The following is a 25,080-nucleotide window of genomic DNA, read 5'->3' as shown; positions in this document are numbered from 1 at the left end:
TCGACATCCGCTCAAGGCTCGATCACCCTCGGCGTCACCAGAAAGAGCCGCTCGCTGTGGCTGTCCTCCTTGTCGGTCGAGCGGAACAGCCCGCCGATGAGCGGCAGCTTCGACAGCACCGGCACGCCCGATTGCGTGCTCGAGCGCGCATCCATCTTGTAGCCCGCGATCAGCAGCGCCTGCCCCTGCTCGATGAATGCCTGCGTGTTGATTTCGGTCGACACGATCACCGGAATGTTGTCGACCGTCTGCCGCGACAGCTCGCCGTCGACGATCCGCACGTCGAGCTTGATCTGCGTGCGCCCGCCCTCCTCCACGACCATCGGCAGCACCCGCAGCGACACGCCCGTCGAGATGCTGTACAGGTCGGCCGACGTGTAGCCCGCGACGCGCACGAAAAACTGCCTCTTGTTGTCCATCACCGCCTCGACGTTGTCGAGCGTCGTGACTTTCGGGCTCGCGTCGGTGCGCGCCTGGTTCGACGATTCGAGCGCGTTGATCCGCGCGAGCAGATAGCGGCCCGCGTCGCCGAGCACGGCCGTCAGCGACAGGCCGAGCGGGCTCGCCGGCACGCTGACCGAGTCGTTGCCGGACAGCGAGATCGAGCCGAAGGTCGGATTCAGCGCGCCGTTCGCATACGAATTCTGCGACGTGAGCCCCGTGCCCGTCTGCAGGTCGAAATGGCTGTTGTGCGCGCGCCAGTCGATGCCGAGCTGCCTGAGCGCGCCTTCGTCGATCTCGATCATGCGCGCCTCGATCTCGATCAGGCGCGGCTTCACGTCGAGCAGCGCGATCAGGTCCGGGTACTGCGCCATGTGCTCGGGCACGTCGCGCACGAGAATCGAGTTCGTGCGCGGATCGGCCTGGATCACCGGCAGGTCGGTCGAATCGCCCGCGCCCACCGGCACGCCGCTCGCGCCGCCGAGCGGATCGAGCACGCCGCCGCCCTGGGAGCGCGCCGCGCCCGAGTTCGCGATCGCCGCGGCGAGCATGCCGCTCGGACGCGGCTCGCCCCCTTGGCCGCCGCCCTGCATGCCCGCGGCTTCGCCCGACTGCGCGCCCTGCATGTACGGCGGCAGCGGCGGCAACGGCGGCGTGCCGCTGCGCCCGCCGCCGAGGTCCGTCATCGGCGCGGCGCGGCTGATCGGCTTGCCGACCGTCGTCTGCGACGCGCGCTTGCCGTCGCCCGGGTGATACATCCGGTTCAGCAGCGACGCGACGCCCGGCATCGTCACGGTCGTGCCGTCGACGTTCACGTCGCGATCGGCGGCCCATGCGTGCTTCAGCGAGAACACGCGGATCTGCGTGCCGCCCGTGCGCGCGGAATTCTCGTCGAGCCGCGCGGCGACGCTCGTCACGAGCTCCACGTAGCGCGGCGGCCCCGCGACGAGCGCGGTGCGCTGCTGCGCGTTGTAGGTGACCGGGTAGCGCGGGTCGGCGATCTTCATCTGTTCGAGCAGGTCGCGCAGGTCGCCCGTGTTCGCGCGATCGAGCTTGACGAGGGTGCTCTTCATGTCGCTCGCGGGCGTCACGTACAGCACGGTGCCGTCGTAGTACCAGACGAAGCCGAACGATGCGGCGAGCGTGTCGAGGAAGCGCTGCGGCGACATCTTCATCTTGCCGCTGACGGCGCCGCCCACGCCGGGCGCGACGTTCGCCGCGATGTTCTGGCTCGCGGCGAGGTCGCGCAGCACGTCCTTCACGTCCTTGCCTTCCGCCGCGTACTGGATTTCGGTGCTGCGCCAGCGGATCGGCGCGGCGTCGACGGAAAGGCTGGCAAGCGAGCACAGCATGGACAGCAAAACGGGGATCTTGGCCTTCATGGGTCCGTCCGGTGGGGGCGCGCGGCAGGTCGGTCGGACGTGCGCGCCGCAGATGGGAGACCCGTGCAGTAAACCGCAGCCGCGCGCGGCGACGGCCGCGCGCGGCGAAGGTCCGTTCAATAGAACGAATTGATGGTCCAGCCGGTGGCGAGCGGCGTCTGGAGGAAGGTCTGGCCGTTGCTGCAATAAGTGGACGTCCACGGCGTCTTCGCGTAGCTGTCGTACGTCGCCCATTTGCTCGACAGCCTGACCGTGTAGCCGCTGCGCGGCTCGGCGGCCACGTTCAGCGTGACGTTGATCGTCGCGGCGTCTTCCCTAAGCTTCGACGACTGTGCCTCGTTGTGAGCGATCGCCTTGCCGCTCCTGACGTCGATGACCTCGACGACGAGACGCATCTGTCCTTCCCGTCCCTTCTGGTCACACGTCGAATAGGCCATGTGCATGTACGCACTCACCGCAATCAGCCCGTTGTTGTCGAGCTTCACCTGCCGGTCGATCGTGTACGTGTACGTGCCGTCCGATTCGTAGGTGATGAACGATCCGTTCGGATAGCCGCCGGTGTAGGTGAACGAGCATTGCGGGAAGTCCTTCGCGCCGGGCGTCGCCATCAGAATCTGGCAATCGATGTCGGTGCTGCCGATCGTGATCCTCGACTGCGGGAGCCATTTGCCGTTCTGGCATGACAGTACTTGTCCGTCCTGGCTCATCGACACGAGCCCCGCGTCCGGCCGCTGCGGATCGGGCGCGCATGGCGTGTTGACGACGACGCTCCCCGTGATCTCGAGCTGATTCGCGGCGACGATCCCCGGCACGATCATGTTGCCGTCTTTGTCGACGGCGAGTGCCTGCCAGCCCAGGCCCGTCCATGCATACGCGCGGAACTTGTCGAGCGTGAGGCGCACGTCGCCTTCCTCGTTCGATGCATCGGTGGGCAGATAGTCGGCCGTTTTGACGGGGTCTTTCCAGTGACCGCCCGCGCCACGCCACACGCCGTCCTTGCAGCTAAGCAACTTGCCGTACTTGTCGGCACCGAGCTTGCCGTTCGCGAAGCTGCCGGCCGTTCCGCAGTTTGCCGCGTCTGATTTGCCATCTTCGAACGTATGCGTGAGCCAGATCGGCACCTGCATCGCGTTCACCTCCGGATGGCCGCCGATGCCGACGCGGTACAGGTATTCGTTATTGACCTGCTGGCCCGGGCCGTTGAAGAAGATTTCGTTCGCGAGATGGCCCGCGTTCGGCGGCGCAGCGTCGTTCGGATCGCACTTCGTCGCGGCGCCGCCCATGAACGTGGCGAGGGGCATCCGCCACGCGTCGTACGCGCCGCGCGCCTCCGTCGGAAAGCGTGCGCTGATCGAGCCGCCGCCCGGACCGGACCCCGCGGCGATCGGCCCCAGGTCCACGTCGCCGATCACCTCGCCGCCCGTCGTCACGACGAGCGCGTCGAGGCCGAGCCCGTTCGCGGTCTGCTTGACCATCACGCAGGTGTTCTGGCCATAGGCGTTGCGCGACTGCAGCGTGCCCGATAGGTCACCACTCGCCTGCAATTCAGCGAGCGTCATCACGACCGGCTGCTTCGCGGCGGTCCGTTGTATCCACGCGTCGTAATCGCGCTTCAACGCGCGCGTCGCCGCGGCCGTCACCTGCGCCTGGTATTGCGCGGCCTGCTGTGCGCGCACATCGTCGAGCGATGTATCCATCATCATCGCGATGCCTGCGAGCATCAGCGCGGCAATTGCGAGCGCCGCGAGCATTTCGATCAGCGCGAAGCCGCGCGCGCGGCGGCGGCGGTAAGAAATGAAATGCATCAGTACGCTTGCCCCATCCACACCGGAAGACCGTTCGCAATATTGAGCCCGGCCGGCAACGGCACGCCATCCGCCGGCGCGTTCGGATTCGCATGGCCGGGGCGCACGACCGCGTTGCGATACGCGACGCCCGCTAGCAGCGAGCCGTCGGCAAGCGTCGCGATCTCGCCCGCGATGTTGACTGGCGGCATCGTCACCGCATACGCGACAACAGTGCCGTCCGCGACATAGTTGCGCCATGCTGGATTCGCACCCGGATACCAGGTCGGAAACGGAAGCAGCGCGTTCGGCACCGCGCCGTGCGTGCCCGGATGCGTGCGCGCGTAGTCGAGCGCCGCCTGACGGTAGATGGCGAGGTCTTCGGCAAGCGCCTGCGCGTTGCGCGACGGTTGCAGCGCGGGAACGGCGGACGGGCCTTGCAGCGTCGCGTAAACGGCGGCGATCGATGCGAAGGCCAGCACGGCGGCGAGGGCGTACATGAGCGGCGTGGGCGATGGCGAACGAGTCGGGTGGCGTCAGTTCGACGTCCAGATGATCGTGGCGTTGTCCACGCAGGCCGCCGTCGCGGCGGCCGGCGTGACCGGATAGTTGATTCCGGCATTCTGACCGACCGCAACCAACCGCCAGTTGCCGCCCGCCGTCAACGTGTTGATGCAGATGTCGCGCGGAATGTTCGTGTACTGAACGGTGAAGGTCTGTCCCTGCCCCGTCACCGTGACGTTCCCGCCCCATGCGTTCGATACGATTGCATTGTTGACAGGCAGCGTGCCCGGAAACACCTTCGCCGCGATCAGGTTCGCGTTGAGATCGACGCCATTTCCGTAGTTGTTCACCTGCCCCATATAAAGCTTCTTCGTCCCCGTCTGAATCGCATTCAGCTCCTCCGCAAGCCGGTTCGTATTCGCACTCGAAAACGCCGACCCGAGCAGCGCGATTGCGCCGACGATCACGATCGCGGCGACGCCGAGATACGCGATGCTTTCGAGCAGCGACGCGCCGCGCTGCTTGCGGTAGCGCCGACAAAACGCCGGCTGGTGTCGATAAGCGGGATGATTAGCGAGTGGTTTCATATGGTCTTCTCCTGAATTGAAAATGCGCGACGTCAATGCATCGCGCGCGTCATCGCGGCGATTTCCTGCTGAATTCCGAAAAACCCCGTCACGAGCCAGCCGATCAGCAGCGCGAGCACGACGATCGCGACGCCGTTCAGCACGCGCATCTGCGCGGCGATCCGCGCGACGCCCTCTTCGAGCCATTCGTCGGCGAGCATCTTGAGCGCCGCGTCGAAGCCGCCGAATTCGGCGTAGATGCACAGATCCTCGACGATCTCGCGCGACGGAAACTGATAGCCGGTGTTGTGCAGCGCCTCCCCGGCGTTGAGGCCCGACTTCACGCCGTCCAGCGTGTCGTCGATCCGCTCGCGCAGCCACGGCCCCGCGACCGCGCCGATCTTGAGCAGCGCCTTCTCGACCGTGACGCCCGACGCCTGCAGCGCCGAGAATGCGATCAAAAAACCGCTGCCCGTGACGAGCCGATAGATCGAATAAGGCGGCACGCAGTCCGCATAGATGCGCAGCGGCCCGCGCCAGCGCGGCAGCGACCATGCGAGCGCGGCAAGCGCCGCAACCAGCAGCGCGACGACGACGAGCATCCAGCCCTGCACGAACAGCGACATCAGATACAGCGAGCGCGCGGCGCCGTGCCAGTGGGTCGGATCGGCGATCAGCGCGAATTTCGGGATCACGTGCGTGCCGAACAGGTACAGGTAGCCGATCACCATCACGACGAGCCCGACCGGATACGCGACGCCGCCCGTCACCGCGCGGCGAATCTTGCGGCCCGACTGCACGATGTCGGCCACCGACGCGAGCGCATCCTCGATGCGCCCCGCCTGCTCGCCCGCCGCGACGATCATCTGCTCGGTCGCGGGCACCCACGTTTCCATCGCCTCCGACAGCATCCGGCCGTTCTGCACCGCGAAACGCCAGTCGGACAGCACGATCGCGAGCGGCTCGCGCGGCTTGCGGCCCTCGCGCGACGCGCGCCATTCGAGTTCTTCGAGCACCTTGAGCAGCGGCAGCCCGTTGCCGAGCATCTTCGCGATCTTCCGGTAGACGCGCAGCCGCTCGTCGGCATTCAGGCACAGCTTCGCCCAGCGGCGGTTCAGCTCAAGTGCCATAGCTGAATCCGACGAGCGACAACTGTTGCCGCGCCTCGCCCGACACCGGCGCGAGCGTGCCGACGACGCGCTCGACGCCGCGCGGATCGACGAGCCCCGCCGCGACCTTGCGCAGCGCGTGCTCGGCGAGCGTCATCCCGCCGAGCGTGCGGGTCCAGTATTCGAGCGCGCCGGCCTTGTAGCCGTCGCGCAGGAACTCGAACAGCCGCGCATCGGGCAGGATCACCTCCGCGACGACCGTGCGGCCGATCGTGCCGACCGTGCGGCAATGCGCGCAGCCGTCGCCCGCGATGCACACGTCGTGCATCCGGCTGTCGAGCGCGAGCCGCAGCCGCGCGAACAGGCCCGGCTCGATGCGGTCCGGATGATCGACGAGCCGCAGCTTGCAATGCGGGCACAGCAGCTTCACGAGACGCTGGCTGATGAGCCCGGAGACCACCGTGTGATCGGTGACCATCCGCGCGTGCAGGCCGAGATCGATCAGGCGGTCGGCGATCGCGAGCGCGCTGTTCGCGTGCACCGTCGTCCACACCTGGTGGCCCGTCATCGACGCGCGCAGCGCCGTCTGCCCGGACGCGCGGTCGCGGATCTCGCCGATCATGATCGTGTCCGGGTCGAGCCGCATCGCGTTCGTGATCGCCGCCGCGAACGCGAGCGCGCGCGCCTCCTCGGTCGGCGCGTTCGCCACCGGCGTCTGCACCGCGCCGCCGATCGGATATTCGATCGGGTCCTCGACCGTGATCACGTGCAGGCTGCCGCGCGATTCGTCGATCTGCGCGGCAAGCATCCGCTGCAGCGTCGTCGACTTGCCGGAGCCCGTCGGCCCGCTGATGATGTTCATCCCGTGCGGCTGCGCGCGCAGCGTGCGGAACGCCGCGACGTGCTCGGGCGCAAAGCCGAGCGCCGCGAGATCGGACGCGTCGCCCGCATCGTTGTAGAGCAGCCGCAGCACCATCAGGCTGCCTTCGTTGGTCGGCGTCGTCGCGATCCGCACGCCGTACAGGTCGTCCGGCAGCTTGTCGCGGTCGCCGATGCTCGCGTCCTGCCGCTCGTTCGGCCGGTAGCTGTTGTCCGACACGGTCGTCATCGCGCCGTACAGCGTCGCGAGCAGCCGCTCGCCGTGCTCGCGCGTGTGCTCGTTCACGCGCACGAGCTCGTTGTGGATGCGGAAGTAGACCTCGGTGCTGAAGCGGCGCACGCGGATATGGATGTCCGACGCGCGCTCGCGGCACGCGCGGCCGATCAGCTCCTTCGCGAGCACCTGCATCACCGTGTGATCGAGCCGCTCGCCGCCGCCCGCCACATGCCGGCGGTACGCCTCGCGCACCTGCGTCAGCGTCGCGGGCGTCAGCCGGTAGGGCCGGCCCATCCGGTCGAGCCGCGCGCGATACGACAGCACGAACGGATTCATCTCGTGGCCTTCGGCGATCAGCAGGCGCCCGTCGTCGAACAGGCAGACGAACTTGCGCTCCTCGACGCTCGCGGCGAAATCGCCCGCTTCGCTGACGGCGTGCGGGCCGCGCGGCTGCGCGGCGTCCGTGCCGGCGGACGGCGTCGCGCGCGCGAGCGCCGGGTCGGGTCGTTGCGCGCCCTGGTTCATGATCCGCTCGCAGGCGACGAAGGCAGCGACGGCAGCGGCGCGGCCACGTCGGCCGGCAGCGGCGGATTGCCCGCATAGGAAGGCGACGCCGTCGACAGCCGGGTCGTGCGCCCGCGATTCGACACGACGACCGCGCGCGGCTCGATCGCGACGACGCGTCCGCCGTCCGGCAGCGCATCGCCGCGCTGCACCTCGAATTCAGCGCCGCCGTTCATCCGCAGCGTCGCGAATGCGCGCTTGCCGACGCCTTCGATCGCCGTCACCGTGAACTGCCCGGCAGCCGGCACGCCGCCGCCGAGCGCACGCGCGAGCTGCGCGGAACGCTCGATGACCTGCTGCTGGGTTTCGAGCTTCTTCAGCTGCGCCTGCAGCAGCACCGTTTCGCTTTGCAGCTGCGTGAGCCGCGCGGCGGTCGCGGCGCCGTCGTCGGGCGACGCGGGCCCGGCCGCGCGCGCGACGCCGGCGAGCAACGCCAGGCCAAGCGCGCACATCGATCGAACGCAACTATTTCGCATAGAGCACTCCTTCGAGAGTCCACTGATTGTTCTGGTAAGCGATGCGCTGCACGCGCAGCCCCGGCACGTCGATCGCGCGCACGAACTCGGGCGGCGCGATGCCGCCGAGGGTCGCGTTCAGCCGGTACGCGCGCCACCCGGTCACAGCGGCCGCCTGCTGCGCGAGATTCGCGAGCGGGGCGCCCGGCGCCTGATCGGGAAGCAGCCGGTCGAGTTTAGCGGCCGTGTCGAGCCATTGGAGACGCGCCAGAAGTTGTGTCCTGACAGCCGAATCGTCGACGAGCGGCGTGTCGCCGGCCTTCGGCGCCGCGAGCGGCACGTCGAGCGTCGCGCGCTCGCCGTCGGTGTCGACCGTCGCGCCGGGCTCCACCGCGAGCAGGTAGCGCACGTTCGAGCCGTTACGCGCCCACGCGTAGTGCGCGGCGTCCGGCGTGCATTCGTAGCGCTCGAGCCGCCAGCCGCCCGGCGCGAGCCGGCCGAAACGCGCCGCGCAGGCGCGCGCGAACCCGACCGCGTCGGGCAGCGTCGCCCACGGATGCACGATGGGCGCGCTCGTCGCCTGCCGCGCGGCGAGCTCCGCGCGCACGCGCTCGAGCGCCGCCTCGCGCTCCTGGGCCTCGACCTTCGCGCGATGATGCCAGTACGCGAGGGCGCCGCCGGCCGCGACGCACACGACCGTCGCGGCGATCAGCGCGGTGCGCGCCGACAGCCGCCGCTCGACGGGCCGCAGCGCCCACCAGCGCTCGGTGCGCGGCCGGCCGCCGCGGCGCGGCAGCAGTTCGTCGAGCCGCTTCGGCTGGAAATTCTGGAAGCCCTGCCGCTCGAGCTCCGGCTCGCCGATCACGACGTTCCAGCCGCCCCACGCGTAATCGGTGTGCAGCCGCTCCAGCGCTTCCTCGCGGGTGCCGATCCAGTCGCCTTGCGGCATGAACGCGTGGTCGCGCACCGCGAAGTACGCCCAGCGTCCGTCCGGCAGCGCGAACGCGCCGAGCCAGTTCGGCGCGGGCTGCCGGCGGCCGTTGTAGAACGCGCCTTCGAGCGCGATCGAGCGCGACACCATCGCGCCGAGCGACAACTGCCCGGGCACGAAGCCGTCGCGCGTGTTCGCATAGCCCGCCGCCGCGCCGCCGCGATCGATCCGCAGCACCATCAGGTCGAACTTCAGCTTCTTCGCGAGCTCGACCGCTTCGGCGCGCAGCTCGTTGCGCCGCGACAGCGATTGCCAGAACAGGCCGCCGACGAAGCGGTGGCGGCCGATTTGAATCACTTGCGCGCTCATCGCCGGCTCCGTCACGCGCCGCCGCGCTGCGTGACGGGCGTGATCAGGATCACGATCACCTCGCGCTGGCGCTGCGCCTCGTAGCCGCCGCCGAGCGCGATCATCTTCGGCGTGCCGACGCCTTGCTCGTCGAGCGAATCGTTCGTGCCTTCGTAGCCGCTGATGACGAGCGTCTCGCCCGACTTCATCGCGACCCGCTGCAGGAAGTTGCGCATGTCGACGTCGGGCGTCTGGATCCGCGTCGAGTCCTTGGCCTCGCTGCTCGTCACGTTCTTCAGCTGCAGCAGCGCCGAGATGTTCGTCGAGAACTGCAGCATCACGGTGCCGTCGTCGAGCACGTGCGGCAGCAGCGTCATGTTGAAGCCGGTCGTCACGGTGCCCGGCGTGAGCGCCGTCGACGAGCCGACGTTCGCGGTGTTGGTCGTCGACACCGACGCGAGGTAGCCCGTCTGCGTCGCGACCTGCACGGGCACCGGCTGGTTGTTGAGCGTCGTGACCGACGCCGACGTCTTGCGCCGCACCGTGCCCTGCTCCGACAGCGCGCGAATCAGCAGCTTCGTGCCGTTGAAGCGGCTCGTCGGGCTGAGCACGGTCGCGGACAGGTCGGCGGGCGTCGTCGTCAGCGCCGCCGGCGTGAACGGGTTGGTGATGCCGAAGCTCGCCGACATCGTCTTGTAGACGAGGCTCCAGTCGATCCCGTACGCGTCGCCCGCCTTCAGCGACACGCTGAGCACGGTCACGTTGAGCAGCACCTGCCGCGACAGCGAGCGGTTCTGCTGCGTCATGAACGCGGCGACGCGCTCGAGCACGTCGGGCGTGTCGGTCACCGAGATCGAGCCGGTGGCCGGCGACGACACCGAGCTGCCGTAGCGCGACAGCATCGACTGGATCGCGCTCTGCAGGCCGTTGAACACCGACAGCTGCGAGTTCACCGCGGTGTTCGCCGTGTTGTTCGCGGTGAGGCCCGTCGAGCCGGAATTCGCGCCGTTGCCGCCGCCGCCCGCGCCGCCGGACTGCGAGCCGCCCGACGTGCCGTCGCTCGTCGCGCCGCTCACCACCGACGCGTTCAGCGACGAGTCGCCGGGAATCGCGTTGACCTGGAACGTGCGGGTATCGGTGAAGAAGAAGCGGATCGTGCCCTGCTCGTATTTCCAGAAGACGCCGAAGCGCGCGCACGCCGCGTCGAGCAGGCCGCGCAGCGTGCCGCCCGCATACACGATCCGCACCGGCGCGAACGACGTGCCGCCGCCGTCCGAACCCGCACCGCCGCCGCCCGCCTTGCCGCCGCCGGACGACGCGCCGGCCGGCATGCCGGGCGGCAGCGGCGGCACCGAGCGAGCGCCCGACGCGTCGAGGAACGCGGGCGCGCTGCGCGCGGCGCCGTCCGCGCCGCCGTTCTGCGAACGCGCGGCCGCCTGCTGCGCGCTCGCGGCAACCTGCGTCGGCACCTGCGTGAGCCGCGTGACCTGCTCGGCGAATTCGGACAACGAAGCGACCGGGCGATCAAACGACGCGGGCTCGTCGAACAGCGACGGCAACTGCTCGCCGTGCTGCAGCTTGACGGCGCCCGCCGACACCCATAACCCGTCGTTCACGACGACGGGCGCGAGCGCGTGCACGCTGTTGTCGCCGTCGGATACGCGCTTCAGCAGCGCGCCGGATTCGTTCGAATCGCGTTGCGCGTCCCGCTCGATGCCGCTGCGCAGCCCGGTGCAGCCGCTCAGCAGCGCTGCGAGTAACGAAATGACGAAAAAGACGCGCATCAGCCCGCTCCTTGCGCGACGACGCGCAACACATGATTGCCTTGATAGAGAATCGCCTGGATCGGCGTCGACGTGCGGCCGAGACTCGCGACGAGCGCTTGCAGCGCGTCCTCGAACGAGCCGCGCAGCGTCGCCTGCGCGTCGATGCTGAAATCGACCGGCGCATCCCAGACGAGCTGCCAGCCCGCCGTGCGCGCCCAGCGCGACAGCACGCCGCGAATCGTGCCGTCGGATGCGCGCACGTCCCAGCTCGACGCGGCCGGGACAGGCGCGGCGGCCGCCGTCGTCGCTGTCGCCGCCGCGGGCAGCGCCTGCGCGCCCGGCGCGGCCCCGGCCGAAGCCGGTGCGCGAAAGACGTCACCGCGCTGCGCCGTCAGCGGCGCGTGATCGAAGCGCTCGGCAAACGGGCCGCCCGGCGCCGGATCGGTGCCGACGGGCGGGCCGCTCGCCGCGCAGTCGGTTGCAGAAAGCGCGAGCGCGATGAACGCGGCCGCGGCGACCGTGGCGCCGTGCATCATGAATGTCCTCGTTACTCGACTGCCGTGCGCCGCTGGCCCCGCGCTTTGCCGAGTGTCGATCCCGGAGGCCGCATCCGACGCCTCGGAACGCCTGCGCGGTCGGAAAAGACTTTCCGATTCCGGGATTACCTCGGCTTTACATAATAGGTCTACGCATGCAGTCGCATTATTGAATTGATTATTGCGCGGCAAATATACCCCGAACAGTTTGACAAAAGCTAGTTTGCGTGCAAAATTAAATAGACCATTCAAATTCCCAGTCACCGCGCGCATTGCGCCGCCCATTCCATTCATTCGAATCGCCCAAATGAACCAGCATGCCGCCGCCCCGCTGCGCGATCTCGCGGGTGAAGTCCTCGGCCTGATCGACCTGAAGCAGATGTTCACCGACATCCACATCGAACAGGATCGCCCCATCACGATCAAGACGCCGCGCGGCTGGGTCGAGACGAGCGACGAGCCGGTGCTCGCCGACGACATGCGGCCGCTGCTCGACGCGATCGACGAGCACTGGGAGAGCGCGCTGCATCAAGGCACGCTCGACCGCCCGTTCGTCCTCACGCGCTGCCGGCTGCGCTGCCACGTATACCGCGCGGGCGGCGGCCGCAAGATCGTGATCTCGATGCGCCGCCTGCCGCTCAAGCCGCTGCCCCTCGAGGAGCTCGGCCTGCCCGTCTACGTGCGCTCGATGCTCGACAACACGAAGGGCATCATCCTCGTCACCGGCCCGACGGGCTCGGGCAAGACGACGACGATCGCGTCGCTGCTCGAGCACGTCAACGCGACGCGCAACACGCATATCGTCACGATCGAGGAGCCGATCGAATACTATCTGGAGCGCCGCGAGTCGATCATCTCGCAGCGCGAAGTGCCGACCGATACGCCGAATTTCCAGCACGGGCTGCGCGAGGCGCTGCGGCAGAAGCCGGACGTGGTGATGGTCGGCGAGGTGCGCGACGCGCAGACGGCCGACACGCTGCTGCAGGCGGGCGAATCGGGGCACCTCGTGCTCGCGACGATGCACACGGGCAGCGCGGTCAGCGCGCTCAACAAGCTGCTGTCGTTCTTTCCGGTCGAGCAGCGCGACCGGCACGCGGTCGCGCTCGCCGAATCGCTGATCGGCATCGTCTGCCAGAGCCTCGTGCCGAGCGCGGACGGCGAGAGCCTCGTGCTCGCGAGCGAGCTGCTGTTCAACAACAACAACCAGGTCGCGAAGCTGATCGCGGACCCGACGAAGCTGCACCTCGTCAACGAGTTCCTGCGGCGCCGCGAGGACAACATGTCGCGCTCGCTGAACGACGATCTCGCCGCGCTCGCGGCCCGCAACCGGATCACGACGAAGGACGCGTTACGGGCGACTTACAACCGGATCGAGCTGCACGAAATGATGCAGTCCATTGTTAACCGTTAGTTAACCTGTTAGCCACACGCGCGCCCGATCCGGCATTTTTAGCCGTCGATCTAAAACCGGAAAAAAACAATATAAACACGCAAAAATCTGCGTTAATTGACTTTCCGCATTAATTCCAATAGACGTTTGCCGTCCAGCGGTAAAATCGGGCGCGATCGCCATTTTAATAATGAGCCGATTAGGCATCAATTGCCGAGCAGGCGCGTCTGCGCCCTGAGGCCGAGGTCGTCTTGCGTCGCCGGCGGATGCGCTCGCGACGGCGCGCGCGGCCGTACCGCGGGCTTCGCGGGTTCGGGCGGGCTGGCGGCGCTCACGCGCGGCGTCACCAGCACGAGCCGCTGCTCCCCCCGCCCGGCGGCAAGCGGCAGCGCGAGCGCCGCGCATTCCCCTGCCGCGAGCGTCACGCCGGACACGGTTTCGCGCGACGGCGACGCGCCGTCCGCCCAGCGCTCGACGATCCGCATGTCGAGCGCGTAGCGGCCCGCCTGCGCAGTCTCGCGCGGCGTGACCCGCATCGCGAAGCCGTTGCGCTGCGCGTCGAGCGAGCGTGCATCGCCGTCGCCCGACGCGACGAACACCTGCCGCAGACGGCCGAAATCCGCGCTGCCGTCGGGGAGCGTCAGCGTCGAACCGTCGGCGTCGATCGACGCGTCGCCGTGCGCGGCGAGTTCGGCAACGCGTGCGCGCGTTGCCGCGCAGCCGTCCGGCGCGGGCGCGATCGCGACGCGCGGGGTGGATGCGCCGGCAAGTTCGGACGATCCGGACGCCTGCGCGCCGTCGCGCCACCGCAGCCCCAGCGCGTCGAGCCGCGCGGGCGCGAGCGTCACGCCGAACGCGTCGATCCGTATCGACGCCGGCAGCGTATCGAGCTGCGCGACGAGCCGCGCGTCGCGCGCCAGCCGCGCGGGCACGTCGCGGATCAGCACGGTGTTCGAGCGTGCGTCCGCGTCGACGATCGGCAGCGACGCGGTGAATTCGCGCACGCCCGGCACCGCGCGCGGCGCGCCGCCGTCCTGCTCGAGCCGGCGGCGCAGCCGCGTCGCCAGCCCCGGCACGACCGTATCGCCCGCGTCACCGCGCGCCGCGTGGTCGGCCGCCGCGCGCAAGCGCAGCCGGAACGCGCGCGTCTCGGTCCGAACCCGCGCCTGCGCGGCCTCGTCGAGCGCGCGCGCGGCGGCGAGCACGAGCGCGACGTAGCGCGGCGGGCCGGCAACCCGCACGATCCGCGCCGCGTCGTCGTAGCCGGGCCGCCGGCGCGCGTCGACGATCCGCTGCCGCGCGAGCGTCGCGCGCAGCTCGGCGGGCGTCGCGTAATTGAGCCGCACCGCCGCGCGCTCGAATGCAGCGGGCGCGACGAGCTGCAGCACCGCGCCGTCGTAGTACGACGCGAGCCCGCAGGTGCGCGCGACCCAGTCGGCGAAGCGCTGCGGCGGCAGTGCGTCGCGCACGTCGAGCCGGCACGGTGCGTCTGTCTCGATGTCGATTGCGACGCCCGAACGGCGGCTCAGCTCGCTCAACGCGTCGGCGGCGTTCACCGGGCCGACGCGATAGTCGAAGCGCGCGAGCGGCCACGTCAGCGGCACCGCGTGCAGTGCGGGCACATGGCCGGCGAGCGCGAGCGCCAGCGCGGCGGCCGACACGGCCGCGCGCGGCGTCACGATGCGCGATCCGCCGGTTCCGCGTCCGCGCCCAGGTTCAGGCGATAGCCGGTCGCGTAGGCCGCATGCACGGTCCAGCCGATGCCCGCCGCCTTCAGCCGGCTGCGCAGCCGGCTCACGTACATGTCGACCGTGCGGGTCTGCGCGGACGCGTCCGCGCCCCACACGAGCCGCAGCAGGTCCTGCCGCTGCACGACGGTGCCGGGATGCTCGGCCAGGTGCCAGAGAATGTCGAATTCCTTCGCGCTGAACGCGTGCGACGCGCCGTCGTCGGACACGGTCAGCGTCGCGCGCGCCAGCACGTAGCCGCCGAGCTGCATGCGCCCGCTGTCGACCGACAGCGCCGCGAAGCGCCGCAGCAGCGCGCGCACGCGCGCGAGCAGCGTCTGCTTTTCGAGCGGCTTGACGAGGAAGTCGTCCGCGCCGGCGTCGAGGATCTTCACGATGTCCTCTTCGTCCGAATGCACGGTCTGGAAGATCACCGGGACGATCGAGCGCGCGCGGCCGCGCACCCACGCGAGCAGCCGCTCGCCGGTCATCCCGGGCAGGTCCCAGTCGAGCAGCAGCAGGTCGGCCCAGCTGTCGCCGAGGAAGCGGCGCGCGTCGAGCCCGTCGTCGAACGCCTCGACGCGGTAGCCCTCGGCCTTGAGCCAGGTGACGAGCAGCGTGCGCTGCACCGGATCGTCCTCGACGACGACGATCTGCTTGGGCTGCTGCACGGTGCGCTGCATGTTCGGTTCGGACATCGTGAAATCAGGGGTCGTCAAGCGAATTGAGGGAGAACGCGCGCGCTCAGCCGTCCGGCGCGACGCTCGCGCGCCAGCGCGCGATGCCTTCTGGCACGGCCGGCGGCGCCGCGCCGGCCGCCGGCGCGAGCATCGGCAGACGCATCACGAACGTCGTGCCGACGCCGCGATTCGATTCGGCGTACAGCGCGCCCGCATGCGCGGCCACCACCTGCGCGGCGAGCTGCAGCCCGAGGCCGAAGCCCATCGAGCCGCGCTTGGCGAGCGGCGCGAAATCCGTCATCCGGGCGTCCGTCGCGAGGCCGGGCAGGCCGCCCGCCCAGTCGCGGATCGTCAGTTCCGCGTGCGCGTCGCGCACGTGCAGCCGGATCTCGACGCGTGCGCCCTGCCGCGACGCCTGCACCGCGTTGTCGATCAGGTTCTGCAGCGCGCGGGCGACGAACACGCGCGCGCCGCGCAACCACAGCGGCGCGGCGTCGTCGAGCCAGAGCTGCAAGGAGACGCCGCGATAGACGGCGCCCACTTCGAGCTTCGGCACGAGCTCGCGCAGCATCTTGCGCAGGTCGAAGCGCACGAAATGGCGCTGCCGGAGATCGTCCGCCGCCGACGCGACGAGGTAGTCCTGGCCGAGCAGCAGCGCGTGCCGCGCGAGCTGCGCGATCCGTTCGAGGCCGCCGCAGGCGGCGAACGCGTCGGGATCGGCGTCGTGCAGCTGGGTCAGCGCGAGAATCGAATTCTGCGGCGAACGCAGGTCGTGCGCAAGAAAGCGCAGCGACGCAACGCGCTCGTCGAGCGCGCGGCGCAGCGGCGTGACGTCGGCGACCGTGACCGTCGCCGCGAGCACCGGATCGTGCTCGACCGGCTGCAGCGTGAGCCACAGGATCGCATCGTCGGATTCGAATTCGAATCCTTGTTCGAGTGCGTCGAACAGCGCGGCGGGATCCGCGAACGCCGCGTGCGCCGCATCGCCGAGCAAGGCGGCGAGCGGCAGCCCGGCCGGCAGCGTGCGGCCGAACAGCGCGTGAGCGCGCTCGGTGGCCGCGACGATCGCGCCGTCGCGGTCGAGCGCGAGCGTGCCCCACGCCTGCCGGGCCTGCATCACCTCGAAGATTCGGGCATCGGCCCGTTGCGGCACGCTCAAGTTCTGCTCCGGCGGACGTCGCGGTCCGCGAATGATTGGACGGGCCGCGACGCGGCGGCGCGAGCGCGCAGTGTGACCCGATTCGAAAGCGCTTGTCCAGTGCCGCCGCGCCGCGTCGTCCGCACGGTCAGAAGTCGGCCTTCTGCTTGAGGTCGCCCGCGCTCACCGTCACTTCGTCCGACGTGAACTCCATGTTGCCGCCCGCGCCTTGCTTGCCGACGTGTGCGTTCACGAACGGATTGCCGCCCGTCTCGAGGCGCTCCAGCTCCTTCGTCGCGCCTGAGTTCAGCTTCACGTTGCCGTCCTTGTCGACGGTGCCGACCGAATTGCCGCTGCCGTTGTACAGGTTGCCCTGCGAGTCCATCTTCAGGTGCAGCGCCTCGCCGCCCGCCTTCGTGTTCAGCTTCACGTCGCGCATGTCCTCACCGGGCTTGCCGCCGGTCGGCGTCACGGCGTGGTTGGTCGGGCCGTTCTTGCCGCCCGGCGTGTTGTTGCCCGTCGGCGTGTTGCCGGACGGATCGTCGCCGACGTTCGTGTCGTCGCCGCCGCCCGAATCGTCCTGCATCAGCAGCTCCTCGATTTCGTGGAGCAGCTCCTCGATCTTCTGATCGCGGCTGCCCGACGTCGACGACGAGTTGAACTGCGTCGGATTGAGAGTCGTGTTCGAAATGCCGTTTACGCTCATGACCGTCTCGCTATGAATGTGAATCGATTGATGGAAAAGTAAAGGAACGCGCGCGGCCTTCGTGTGCCCGCGGTTCGACGACAAGCTTAGGCAGCGTGTTCGCACGCGCGGCGAAGCGCGCGAAGCGACGTCGCGGCGGCCGAAACGACCGGACGCGCATCGCGCGCCGCCGCCGCGCGACGCGCCCCGCTTCGCCGCGCATGACGCCGCTTCGCACGCGCCGATCGCTCTCGCGCGCGTGACGGCGATCATCGTCGCCGGATCATCTCTACTCGACGCATCGCACCGACATGGCGATCAAACCGTGCAACAAGGCCGCCTTGCGCGCGCTGCTCTCGGCCTTCTCGGCCGGGCTGCGCGCAAGCGCGCACGCGGACCTCGACGAACTGCTGCTCGCGCTGCGGGTCCTGCAGCCGCGCAACGCCGCGGTCGACCTGTGCGACGTGCGGCTGCGGATCAGCCGGCGCGACTGGATCGGCGCGCTGCACATCCTGCGCACGCTCGAAGACCAGCAGCGCGGCACGCCGCTGTGCGCGGCGCTGCAGAGCTGGTGCCTGTACGCGCTGCAGGACGACGACTGGCGGCGTTACGCGCAGACCGTGGTGCTGTCGGGGGACCGGGCGTCGGCGGTGCTCGTCGGCCGGTTCCTGAAGGTGAACGAACTCGCGGACGCCGTCGGCATGCATGACGACGACGACGTCGCCGCACGCATCTCGCAACTGCTGCGGCTCGACCGGTATCAGTGGGCGCGGCATGTGCATGCGAGCGGGATGGGGTGAAACGGATGCGTCGAAACGGGCAGGATCGTTCGGGATCGGCGGCGCGCGGCGCGAACGATGCGCGGACATTCGAGATGCAGCACGCAACCGGTCGAGCAACCGTGCGGCTGGCGGTGGCGCAGAGGCTCGACGAGATCAGGAAGGCGGCGGCGTCATGCGTCGCCGCCTGTGCCTTTACCGGTCGAACGTCTGCGAAGGCGCTTCGTCGAACATCCGCCGATAGCCGTTGACCAGCGTCGATCGATGCTGGATTCCCCAGCGGCTCGCGATCTCGAGCACGCTCGCCGCGCGCGGCGCGTCGGACAGCAGCTCGCCGCGAATCCGCTCCATCCGCTGCCGCCGGATCAGCTCGCTCGGCGACAGGCCGAGATAGGTCTTGAACGCCGCCTGCAATGCGCGCTCGGTCACGTCGATGTGCGCGGCGATTTCCCGCACCGACAGATCGCGCTGGTCGAGCCGCTCCATCAGATAGCGATACGCGCGCCGGTACTTGCCGGGCAGCCGCGCGCTGACGTCGTCGCTCGGCGCGGCCGCATGCGTGCCGCAGCGCGCGATCGCCAGCGCGGGCGCGAGCGCCGCGCCGTCCGAGCGCACGTGCCGCACCGACGCGAGCGCATAGCGCGCATACAGCGACGACGATTCGCGAATCCGCCCCTGCTGCTCGCGCACCTTCGCCGCGCAATACAGATAGTCGAGCGTCCAGCGCACGTGCGAGCCGCAGCGCCCGGCCGCGTCGCGATACGGCGCGATCATCGTGTCGGCGACATTCGGCGCCTGGCCGGCCAGCGCCGCGAGCGCGACTTCGAGGCGCACGCTGCGCTGGTAGTCGGCGAGGCCCGCCTTCGCGCACCAGCTCACGTGCGCATCGATCCGCGCGAGCGCCGCGTGGTCGCCGGCCGCGAGCGCATGCACCTGCCGCATGTAGTCGACGCGCATCCGCAGCAGCGGCAGCGCGTCGGCGCCGGCCGCAGGCGTGGCCGCTTCCGCGAACGTGGACAGCGGCAGGTCGGTCAGCGTGGAGCGCCAGTAGACGTGGTCGCCGAGCGCGTCCGCGCAGCCGACCCCGTATTGCAGCAGCAAGTCCGCGCGCAGCGCGCCGGTGAGCTGCAGCCAGCGCGGATCGGCGTCGCGGGCGGCCGCGTCGAGCACGTCGAGCGCCGTCATCGCGTCCTCGGCGCGGCCCAGGTGATGCATAACCACGCATTCGCCGACGAGGCTCTCGAGCTTCTGCCCGGCGCTCGCCGCGCGGTCGTCGGCGATCCGCCGGAAGCCCGCCTGCGCGACACCGAAACGGTTCTGGAAGAACGCCTGCCAGCTCGCGTTGCGGCAGGTCATCACGCGCGTCTGGTCGCGCGACTCGCGCAGCAGCTTCTGCGCGCGGCGGAACGTCTCCTCGGCTTCCTCGAAGCGGCCGAGCACGAGCTGAATGTCGGCATACGCGTGGACGTCGCGCACGTCGGCGGCCGGGTCGCCGGGCTCGGCGTCGCAGCGCGCGGCGACGCACGCGGCCGCTTCGGCGAAGCGGCCGTCGAGCACGCGCGCGGCGTACGCGTCGGTCGACGACGGGTTGGCGAGCGCGGCGGCAGCGGCAAAATAGAGTGTCGAAAACATCGCGGGTCCTCTCGGCAAGCGGGTTCGAATACGAAGGGTTCGGGCTCGATCCGCACGCCGCGCCGCCGCTCGTCGCGGGGCGCAGCGCGTGGATGCGTGCCGCTATCGTCTCGTTCGCGCCGAATCCGCGCAGCAGTTTGTGACGTTCCGTTACGATTGGCTCGCCCGTCAGGGTCTCACGTCGGGCCCGCCCGCTGCGCGCCGCTACACCCTCAGCCAGAAATACTCGCCGGACGCGATCCCGCTGAACATCTCGTCGCCCGATTCGATGATGTTCTGCCGCCAGTAGCGGCCGTGCTCCGCGTAGTGCGCGAACAGACTGGCGAGCGTCTCGCCCGTCACGTCGGGCGTGAGCGGCAGCCGCATCAGCAGCACGATGCTGCCCGTGTCCGCGTCGATCCCGAGCTGCGCCTGGTCCTGCGCATAGATCAGCAGGTTCGCCTCGAGCAGCAGCCGGTACACCGCGAGCGTGCGGCCCGCGCTGACGATCCCGTAATGGAAGTTCACGTACATCGAGTCCGGATCGTCCTCGAAGTACTCGATCCGCACGTCGAAACCTTCGACCTCGATCGAGCGCGTGGCGAGCACCTGGTCGACATCCGGCAAATCGACGATCGCGCAAAGCTCGGCGATGACTTCCTCGTAATGTTCCTGGCTCATGGCTGCTCCGTTCTGGAATCCCGCACGCTGCAAAAAAACAGCCGGCGCACGAGGCGCCGGCTGTTCGACTCTCGTCGAGCGGCGGCGAACTTACTGAATTTTCTCCGCACCTTTCTGCATCAGGCCGACGGCCGTCTTTTTCACTTCCATTTCCGCCTGCGCGATCGTCATCTTCATCTGATTCTCGGCCATCTGGTTCATCGCCGCGATGCCCGCGTCGGTACTGCCGCCTGCGCTCAGCAGGGCTCCACCAGCATGCAACGCCGTATTGATGATGCTCATGTTCAACACTCCATAGATAGTGCGTGCGTACACGCATCGACAAAGATCCGGCGCAGCCGCGCTGATTGCACATCGCTCGGCCCGCCGCTTTTTTGCCACGCAGCGTGCGGCATCGTCGGGAACGGCTCGCGCCGCTCCGTCCACCGCCGCACGCTGCGCGGCGAAACCGTGGCCGTCAGGCGGCCGTCGAATTCGCGTCGTGCAGCGTCGCGACGATTCGCTGCGCCGCGAGCAGCCCGCGATAGATCTTCTGCATCGCGTCGCGGTCGTAGTCGCTCGCCGCCTGCACGGTGGCCGCGCTCACCCGCTCGGCCGTCTCGCCGAGCGCCTGGCGCAGCGCGCCGATCCGCACGGCCGCGTCGGGCGCCGCGAGCGCCTGCTCGAGCGGTCCGCATACGTCCGCTGCCCGTTCCAATGCTTCGTACATACCGCTTCCCCCGTCAGTTGAGTCCAGTCAATTGAGGTCCGGCTCGCCGTCGGCCGGCGCGCCCGCAAACACGTGCTTCACGCCGTCCGGCGTCTCGATGTAGCGCACGTCGCCGATCTCGAGCATCCCCGAATACGCGACGGGCACCGGCGCATCGCCGGACTGGCGCGCGTCGATTTCGATCGCGCGCACGTTCGGCCCGACGTCCGCGCGCACGCGCTCGACCGCCTTGCGCAGTTGCGCGAGGTCCGGCACGACGCCCGACACCCGAAAGCGCCCCTGCCCCGCGTACGCGACCGTCGCGCCCGATGCGCCGAGCGATTCGCCGATGCTCTGCGCATCGTCCTGCGCGACGTCGTACTGCCGCTCGACGCGGTGCGCGGCGAGCCGGTCGAGCAGCTTGCGCGCGGCGAGGTCGTCGGCGGGCGTCGCCACCATGCCGGTGACGGCAACCATCGCGCCGCGCGGCGCCGCATGCAGCTCCGCGTAGCCGGCGCGCGTCAGCTCCGCGCCGATGCGCGTTGCGAGCGCGTCGGCGTGCTCGACCGGGGGCGGCCCATTCGGATGCGCGCTCGCGAGCATCGCGCCCATCGCGAGCAGGCCGGCGACCAGCGCGCCGCCCGCCGCCGCACACGCGGCGAGCTTGCGCTGCGCGCCGCGCCGCGCCGCATCGGCGCCGGGCGGCGGCGCCCACAACGTCGCGAGCAGTTCGAGATCGCTCGGCCATGCGCCGTCCGCCGGCCCGACGCACAACGCGGTCTCGCCGAACGGCACCGGCACGAAGTCCTGCATCAGCAGCGGCGAGCCGTCCGCGTCGAACGAATCGGCGGCCGTCTCGGCCGGCACCGGCGCCGCGCGCTGCGCGCGCGTCGCGCCCTGTGCGTCGATCGACAGCAGCAGGTCGCCGTCGCGCCAGTCGGTGATGCGAATCGCCGCATCGTCGCCCGCGCCGATCCGGTGCTCGCCGGCGCCGAGCGCGATTTCCACGCCGGCGTGCAGGCCGGTCAGGATTCGCAGCAGCTTCATCGGTTGCTCCTCATCGTTGCGTCGTGGGTTTCATCGGCGTCGATCGAATCGATCGCGATCGGCTCGCCGCTTCGGTGTGCCGCTTCGTTCGTCCATGCAGCCAGAATAATTCGTCGCGGCCTCACATCTGGTTCGTCATGCGAATTCATCGCCGCGTTTGCGAAGCATCGCGTGCGCCGCGACACTCACGATCGCGGCCGCGATGCGGCCGACACGCCGCCGTGCAGCGTCCCGACACTTGCGATCGCGCGTGCGAGCTGCGCGTTCGTCGACGGACGTTCCGCGTTGAATACGAGGAGCGGCAGCAACAGATAGTGCGTGCTCGCGCGCTCGCCGCGCGCAGCCGATGCGTCGCGCGGCGCGGCGCCCGCGCTTTGCATCGCATCGAGCAGCACCTGCTTCACGCCGCTCCAGCCGATCGGCATCCACGGGCCGGAACGCAAGCGTGCGGCGAGCAGGTCCGCGTTGTGATTCAGCAGCGCGGGCGTGATGCGCGCGGCGGGGTCCGCGTCGACTCGCCGGCCGAGCTGCAGCAGCGTGTCGGCCCACAGGTGGCGCAGCGCCTGCTCGCGCTGCGCCGCGTCCGCGAGGGTATGCGCGATGTCGCGCAGCGCGCGCTGCTCCGGTGCAGGCGCGGCCGTGGGCCGCGCGCGCACGCGCGGCAGCGCGGATACACCGGCCGGCTCGTCGTCGCGTTCGTCCTGGTCGCGCTGCTGCCGGCCGCCGCCTTGCCCGCCCGAATGCCGGTCGTGCTCGTCGTGCGGCGCGACGTGCGCGTGCGACGCCGCCGCTTCATCTCCACCGTCGAACGATTCCTCCTGGCTCTCGGCACGCCGCCGCCGGAGCGAGCCCGCCACGGCCGTCTTCAGGCGCGGCTTCAGCTTCGCGAGCATCTGGTTGCGCGCGGCGGCCGCGTTCGCCTGAAAGCCGTTCGAATACGTGAAGCGCGTGCCGTACTTGCCGTAGGTCGTCGCGGTACGCGCGCGCACCGGCCGGCGCCGCCGCGGATCGGGCTTTGCCGCATGGATGGTGTGCGCGATCGCGCGCGTGACGCGGCTCACGACGGCACCGCCGCCGACAGCAGCTGCTGCGCGAAATGCAGGATCTCGGCGGCGGCCCACGGCCCGGCGATCGCGACGGTCACCGTCACCGCGACGAGCTTCACGCCGTACGAGATGCTCTGCTCCTGCAGCGACGTGATCGCCTGCAGGAACGAGATCGCGAGCCCGGATGCGGCCGCGACGAGCACGACGGGCAGCGAAATGTAGAGACACAGCATCATGCCTTGCGACGTGAGCCGGATCAGGTCGTCGGTTTCCATCGGGCGAGCCTCCTCGAAACGGGAAATCGGAATTCAGGAATAGGTCAGCACGAGCCCGTGCACGAGCGTCGACCAGCCGTCCATCACGACGAACAGCATCAGCTTGAACGGGATCGCGACGTTGGTCGGCTGCACCTGGTTCATCCCCATCGACATCAGCACGTTCGCGATCACGAGATCGACGATGATGAACGCGATGTAGAGGATGAAGCCGATGCGGAACGCGTCGGTCATCTGCGCGAGCGTGAACGCGGGCGCGAGCACGATCAGGTCGTCGTCGCGCAGCTGCGCGGCCGCGGCCTTCGGCCAGATCACCGACGCCGAGCGCAGGAAGAAGCGCTTCTCGCGCTCGCGCGAGTGCGCGACGAGGAACTGGCGGAACGGCTCCTTCGCCGCGCCGAACGCCTGCAGCATCGCCTGCGTCGGCTGCGGCGACAGCGCCTGCCCCTGCAGCTGCTGCTGCGCGGCGAAGCCGATCGGCGCCATGATGTACAGCGACACGAGGATCGCGATGCCGTTCAGCACCATGTTCGGCGGCACCTGCTGCACGCCGAGCGCGTTGCGCAGCAGGCCGAGCACGACGACGATCTTCGCGTACGACGTGACCACCATCGCGATGAACGGCACCATGCTCATCACGAGCACGGCGATCAGCAGGCCGGTGATGTCGTTAAACTGAACCATCGTCGCCCGCCATCCGGTCGATCCGCACGCCGAGATGCGCGCCCACCGCGACCAGCCGGCCGCCGCCGATCGCCTGGCCGTACGCGACGAGCCGCACCGGCACGTCGCGCGCGGCGAGCGGCAGCTCGAGCACGTAGCCCGGCCGCAGCGCGGCCAGCTCGGCGATCGACAGCGACAGCGTGTCGATCTCGACGTGCACGGGCAGGTCGACGTCGCCGAGGTCGGCCGGCTCGGGCGCAGCGCCCGGCGCGTCGCCGTCCGGCGCATCGGCGGGTGAATCGGCCGCTGAACCGGCCGGCAGGTCGCCCGCGACGATCGGCTCGTCGAGATCGTCGGCGGTGTCGGGTGTTTCGATCATCGTCATCGTGGTTCCCTCGATCAGAACGGTTGCATGCCATTGCGTCGCGCGACGCGCGCCCCACCATGCGTGCAGCGGCCCCGCCCGCGCGGCGCCGAGCGCGGCCGGCGCCAGGTCCAGCAGCACGTCGCCCGGCCGCAGGCTGCGCAGCACCGCGAGCGGCAGCCTGCGCGAGCCGAGCCGCACGCGGCCGGGCAGGCGCACGCGCGCCAGCAGGCCCGCCGCGTCGGGCAGCCGTTCGCCGCGCAATCGCGCCGCGAGCGCGTCGAGCCACGGCATCGACGCGTCGAGCAGCGCGCAGCGCAGCGGCGCGCCGTCGAGCGCAAACGACAGCACGCAGCGCGTCGCGTCGAGCGCCGCCGCATTCACGGCGCGCAGCCCGCCGATCGTCACGCCGTCGAGCCCCGCCGCCGCGAACGCGGCGACGAGCGGCGCGAGCAGCGCCGACGCGAGCGCCGTGCGCAGCGACACGCTGGCGTCGCCCCGTGCGTCGAGCGCGGGCGCTGCGACCACATCGAGCGCCGGAAACGCGGCGAGATCGATCGCGACACGCGCGGTCGCGCCGTGCCATCGCAGGTCGAGCACGCCGGGGCGCTCGAAGCGCGGCCGCTCGCCCGTCGCCGCGCGCCAGCCGGACATCGCCGGGAAGCGCGCGAGCCACGCGGCGAGCCGCGCGTCGGCGACGATGCGCGCAAGCGCCGCGTCGAACGCGCTGCACGCGGGCAGCGGCAGTGCGGCGTCGATGCCGCGCGGCGCGGCGGTGTCGGGTTCCAGTTCGATCGGCTCGGTATCCATCGTCGCGGCTGGTC

The 25,080-nt window shown here is 69.9% G+C and carries 25 protein-coding genes; 2 read left to right on the top strand and 23 right to left on the bottom strand.

Annotated features, from left to right (window positions below; genetic code table 11):
- Positions 1-11: 11 nt before the first annotated feature.
- The 10 genes from sctC to HWX31_RS22120 form a co-directional block, all read right to left on the bottom strand.
- A complete protein-coding gene (gene sctC, locus HWX31_RS22165) occupies positions 12-1,823 on the bottom strand; it encodes a type III secretion system outer membrane ring subunit SctC (protein WP_174965868.1) in 1,812 nt (603 codons plus the stop codon).
- Positions 1,824-1,939: 116 nt separating this feature from the next.
- A complete protein-coding gene (pilV, locus tag HWX31_RS22160; RefSeq protein WP_174965867.1) occupies positions 1,940-3,628 on the bottom strand; it encodes a shufflon system plasmid conjugative transfer pilus tip adhesin PilV in 1,689 nt (562 codons plus the stop codon).
- A complete protein-coding gene (pilM, locus tag HWX31_RS22155) occupies positions 3,628-4,107 on the bottom strand; it encodes a type IV pilus biogenesis protein PilM (protein ID WP_174965866.1) in 480 nt (159 codons plus the stop codon). The genes pilV and pilM overlap by 1 nt, the downstream gene beginning before the upstream one ends.
- 36 nt (positions 4,108-4,143) lie before the next feature.
- Positions 4,144-4,698 carry a type 4 pilus major pilin gene (locus HWX31_RS22150; protein ID WP_174965865.1) on the bottom strand — a complete coding sequence of 185 codons (555 nt, stop codon included), beginning with the start codon at positions 4,696-4,698 and terminating at the stop codon, positions 4,144-4,146.
- A 32-nt stretch (positions 4,699-4,730) separates the two neighbouring features.
- Positions 4,731-5,807 carry a type II secretion system F family protein gene (locus HWX31_RS22145; RefSeq protein WP_174965864.1) on the bottom strand — a complete coding sequence of 359 codons (1,077 nt, stop codon included), beginning with the start codon at positions 5,805-5,807 and terminating at the stop codon, positions 4,731-4,733.
- Complete coding sequence (locus HWX31_RS22140; RefSeq protein WP_174965863.1) at positions 5,797-7,407, bottom strand: GspE/PulE family protein; 1,611 nt, start codon at positions 7,405-7,407, stop codon at positions 5,797-5,799. The genes HWX31_RS22145 and HWX31_RS22140 overlap by 11 nt, the downstream gene beginning before the upstream one ends.
- On the bottom strand, positions 7,404-7,898 hold the full coding sequence (gene pilP, locus HWX31_RS22135; RefSeq protein WP_174965873.1) for a type IV pilus biogenesis protein PilP: 495 nt from the start codon (positions 7,896-7,898) through the stop codon (positions 7,404-7,406). The genes HWX31_RS22140 and pilP overlap by 4 nt, the downstream gene beginning before the upstream one ends.
- Before the next feature lie 13 nt (positions 7,899-7,911).
- Positions 7,912-9,201, bottom strand: coding sequence for a type 4b pilus protein PilO2 (gene pilO2, locus HWX31_RS22130; RefSeq protein ID WP_174965862.1), 1,290 nt, complete (start codon positions 9,199-9,201; stop codon positions 7,912-7,914).
- 11 nt (positions 9,202-9,212) lie between these two features.
- A complete protein-coding gene (pilN, locus tag HWX31_RS22125) occupies positions 9,213-10,964 on the bottom strand; it encodes a PilN family type IVB pilus formation outer membrane protein (RefSeq protein ID WP_174965861.1) in 1,752 nt (583 codons plus the stop codon).
- The gene (locus HWX31_RS22120; RefSeq protein WP_174965860.1) at positions 10,964-11,482 is read right to left on the bottom strand and encodes a toxin co-regulated pilus biosynthesis Q family protein; all 519 of its coding nucleotides are present in this window, start codon (positions 11,480-11,482) and stop codon (positions 10,964-10,966) included. The genes pilN and HWX31_RS22120 overlap by 1 nt, the downstream gene beginning before the upstream one ends.
- Positions 11,483-11,789: 307 nt before the next feature.
- Between HWX31_RS22120 and HWX31_RS22115 the strand changes: the two genes are divergently transcribed.
- Positions 11,790-12,893 (top strand): type IV pilus twitching motility protein PilT, encoded by a 1,104-nt coding sequence (locus HWX31_RS22115; RefSeq protein ID WP_174965859.1) that lies wholly within the window; start codon positions 11,790-11,792, stop codon positions 12,891-12,893.
- 185 nt (positions 12,894-13,078) lie between these two features.
- Here the strand turns inward: HWX31_RS22115 and HWX31_RS22110 are convergent, their stop codons facing one another.
- From HWX31_RS22110 to HWX31_RS22095, 4 genes are all read right to left on the bottom strand, one after another.
- Entirely contained in the window at positions 13,079-14,551 is a 1,473-nt protein-coding gene (locus tag HWX31_RS22110) for a secretion protein (protein ID WP_175933960.1), read from the bottom strand.
- Entirely contained in the window at positions 14,548-15,297 is a 750-nt protein-coding gene (locus tag HWX31_RS22105; RefSeq protein ID WP_174966146.1) for a response regulator transcription factor, read from the bottom strand. Before HWX31_RS22105 ends, HWX31_RS22110 begins: the two co-directional genes overlap by 4 nt.
- 46 nt (positions 15,298-15,343) lie before the next feature.
- Positions 15,344-16,432: a sensor histidine kinase gene (locus HWX31_RS22100; protein WP_174966148.1), complete on the bottom strand. Its 1,089-nt coding sequence runs from the start codon at positions 16,430-16,432 to the stop codon at positions 15,344-15,346.
- A gap of 133 nt (positions 16,433-16,565) precedes the next feature.
- Positions 16,566-17,123 (bottom strand): hypothetical protein, encoded by a 558-nt coding sequence (locus tag HWX31_RS22095; RefSeq protein ID WP_244143803.1) that lies wholly within the window; start codon positions 17,121-17,123, stop codon positions 16,566-16,568.
- A 290-nt stretch (positions 17,124-17,413) separates the two neighbouring features.
- On the opposite strand from HWX31_RS22095, the gene HWX31_RS22090 reads away from it, so the two are divergent.
- Complete coding sequence (locus HWX31_RS22090; protein ID WP_174966144.1) at positions 17,414-17,902, top strand: HrpB1 family type III secretion system apparatus protein; 489 nt, start codon at positions 17,414-17,416, stop codon at positions 17,900-17,902.
- Positions 17,903-18,076: 174 nt separating this feature from the next.
- Here the strand turns inward: HWX31_RS22090 and HWX31_RS22085 are convergent, their stop codons facing one another.
- The 9 genes from HWX31_RS22085 to sctQ form a co-directional block, all read right to left on the bottom strand.
- On the bottom strand, positions 18,077-19,513 hold the full coding sequence (locus tag HWX31_RS22085) for a helix-turn-helix transcriptional regulator (RefSeq protein ID WP_174966143.1): 1,437 nt from the start codon (positions 19,511-19,513) through the stop codon (positions 18,077-18,079).
- 204 nt (positions 19,514-19,717) lie between these two features.
- The gene (locus tag HWX31_RS22080) at positions 19,718-20,173 is read right to left on the bottom strand and encodes a CesT family type III secretion system chaperone (protein ID WP_174966142.1); all 456 of its coding nucleotides are present in this window, start codon (positions 20,171-20,173) and stop codon (positions 19,718-19,720) included.
- Positions 20,174-20,263: 90 nt separating this feature from the next.
- Complete coding sequence (locus HWX31_RS22075; protein WP_076482426.1) at positions 20,264-20,455, bottom strand: hypothetical protein; 192 nt, start codon at positions 20,453-20,455, stop codon at positions 20,264-20,266.
- Positions 20,456-20,630: 175 nt separating this feature from the next.
- The gene (locus tag HWX31_RS22070; RefSeq protein ID WP_174966141.1) at positions 20,631-20,882 is read right to left on the bottom strand and encodes a type III secretion protein; all 252 of its coding nucleotides are present in this window, start codon (positions 20,880-20,882) and stop codon (positions 20,631-20,633) included.
- 27 nt (positions 20,883-20,909) lie between these two features.
- Positions 20,910-21,908 carry an HrpD5 family protein gene (gene hrpD5, locus HWX31_RS22065; protein ID WP_175933959.1) on the bottom strand — a complete coding sequence of 333 codons (999 nt, stop codon included), beginning with the start codon at positions 21,906-21,908 and terminating at the stop codon, positions 20,910-20,912.
- A 185-nt stretch (positions 21,909-22,093) separates the two neighbouring features.
- Complete coding sequence (locus HWX31_RS22060) at positions 22,094-22,969, bottom strand: type III secretion system protein (protein WP_174966194.1); 876 nt, start codon at positions 22,967-22,969, stop codon at positions 22,094-22,096.
- Positions 22,966-23,229 (bottom strand): type III secretion system export apparatus subunit SctS, encoded by a 264-nt coding sequence (sctS, locus tag HWX31_RS22055; protein WP_010089251.1) that lies wholly within the window; start codon positions 23,227-23,229, stop codon positions 22,966-22,968. Before sctS ends, HWX31_RS22060 begins: the two co-directional genes overlap by 4 nt.
- Positions 23,230-23,262: 33 nt before the next feature.
- Positions 23,263-23,913: a type III secretion system export apparatus subunit SctR gene (gene sctR, locus HWX31_RS22050; RefSeq protein WP_174966195.1), complete on the bottom strand. Its 651-nt coding sequence runs from the start codon at positions 23,911-23,913 to the stop codon at positions 23,263-23,265.
- A complete protein-coding gene (sctQ, locus tag HWX31_RS22045; RefSeq protein ID WP_175933958.1) occupies positions 23,900-25,066 on the bottom strand; it encodes a type III secretion system cytoplasmic ring protein SctQ in 1,167 nt (388 codons plus the stop codon). The genes sctR and sctQ overlap by 14 nt, the downstream gene beginning before the upstream one ends.
- Between the last annotated feature and the right edge of the window lie 14 nt (positions 25,067-25,080).

Source organism: Burkholderia ubonensis (assembly GCF_902833085.1).
GTDB classification, from domain to species: Bacteria; Pseudomonadota; Gammaproteobacteria; order Burkholderiales; family Burkholderiaceae; genus Burkholderia; species Burkholderia ubonensis.
Note: the sequence above shows the minus strand (reverse complement) of the source record. Positions and strands in the feature narration are given on the sequence as shown.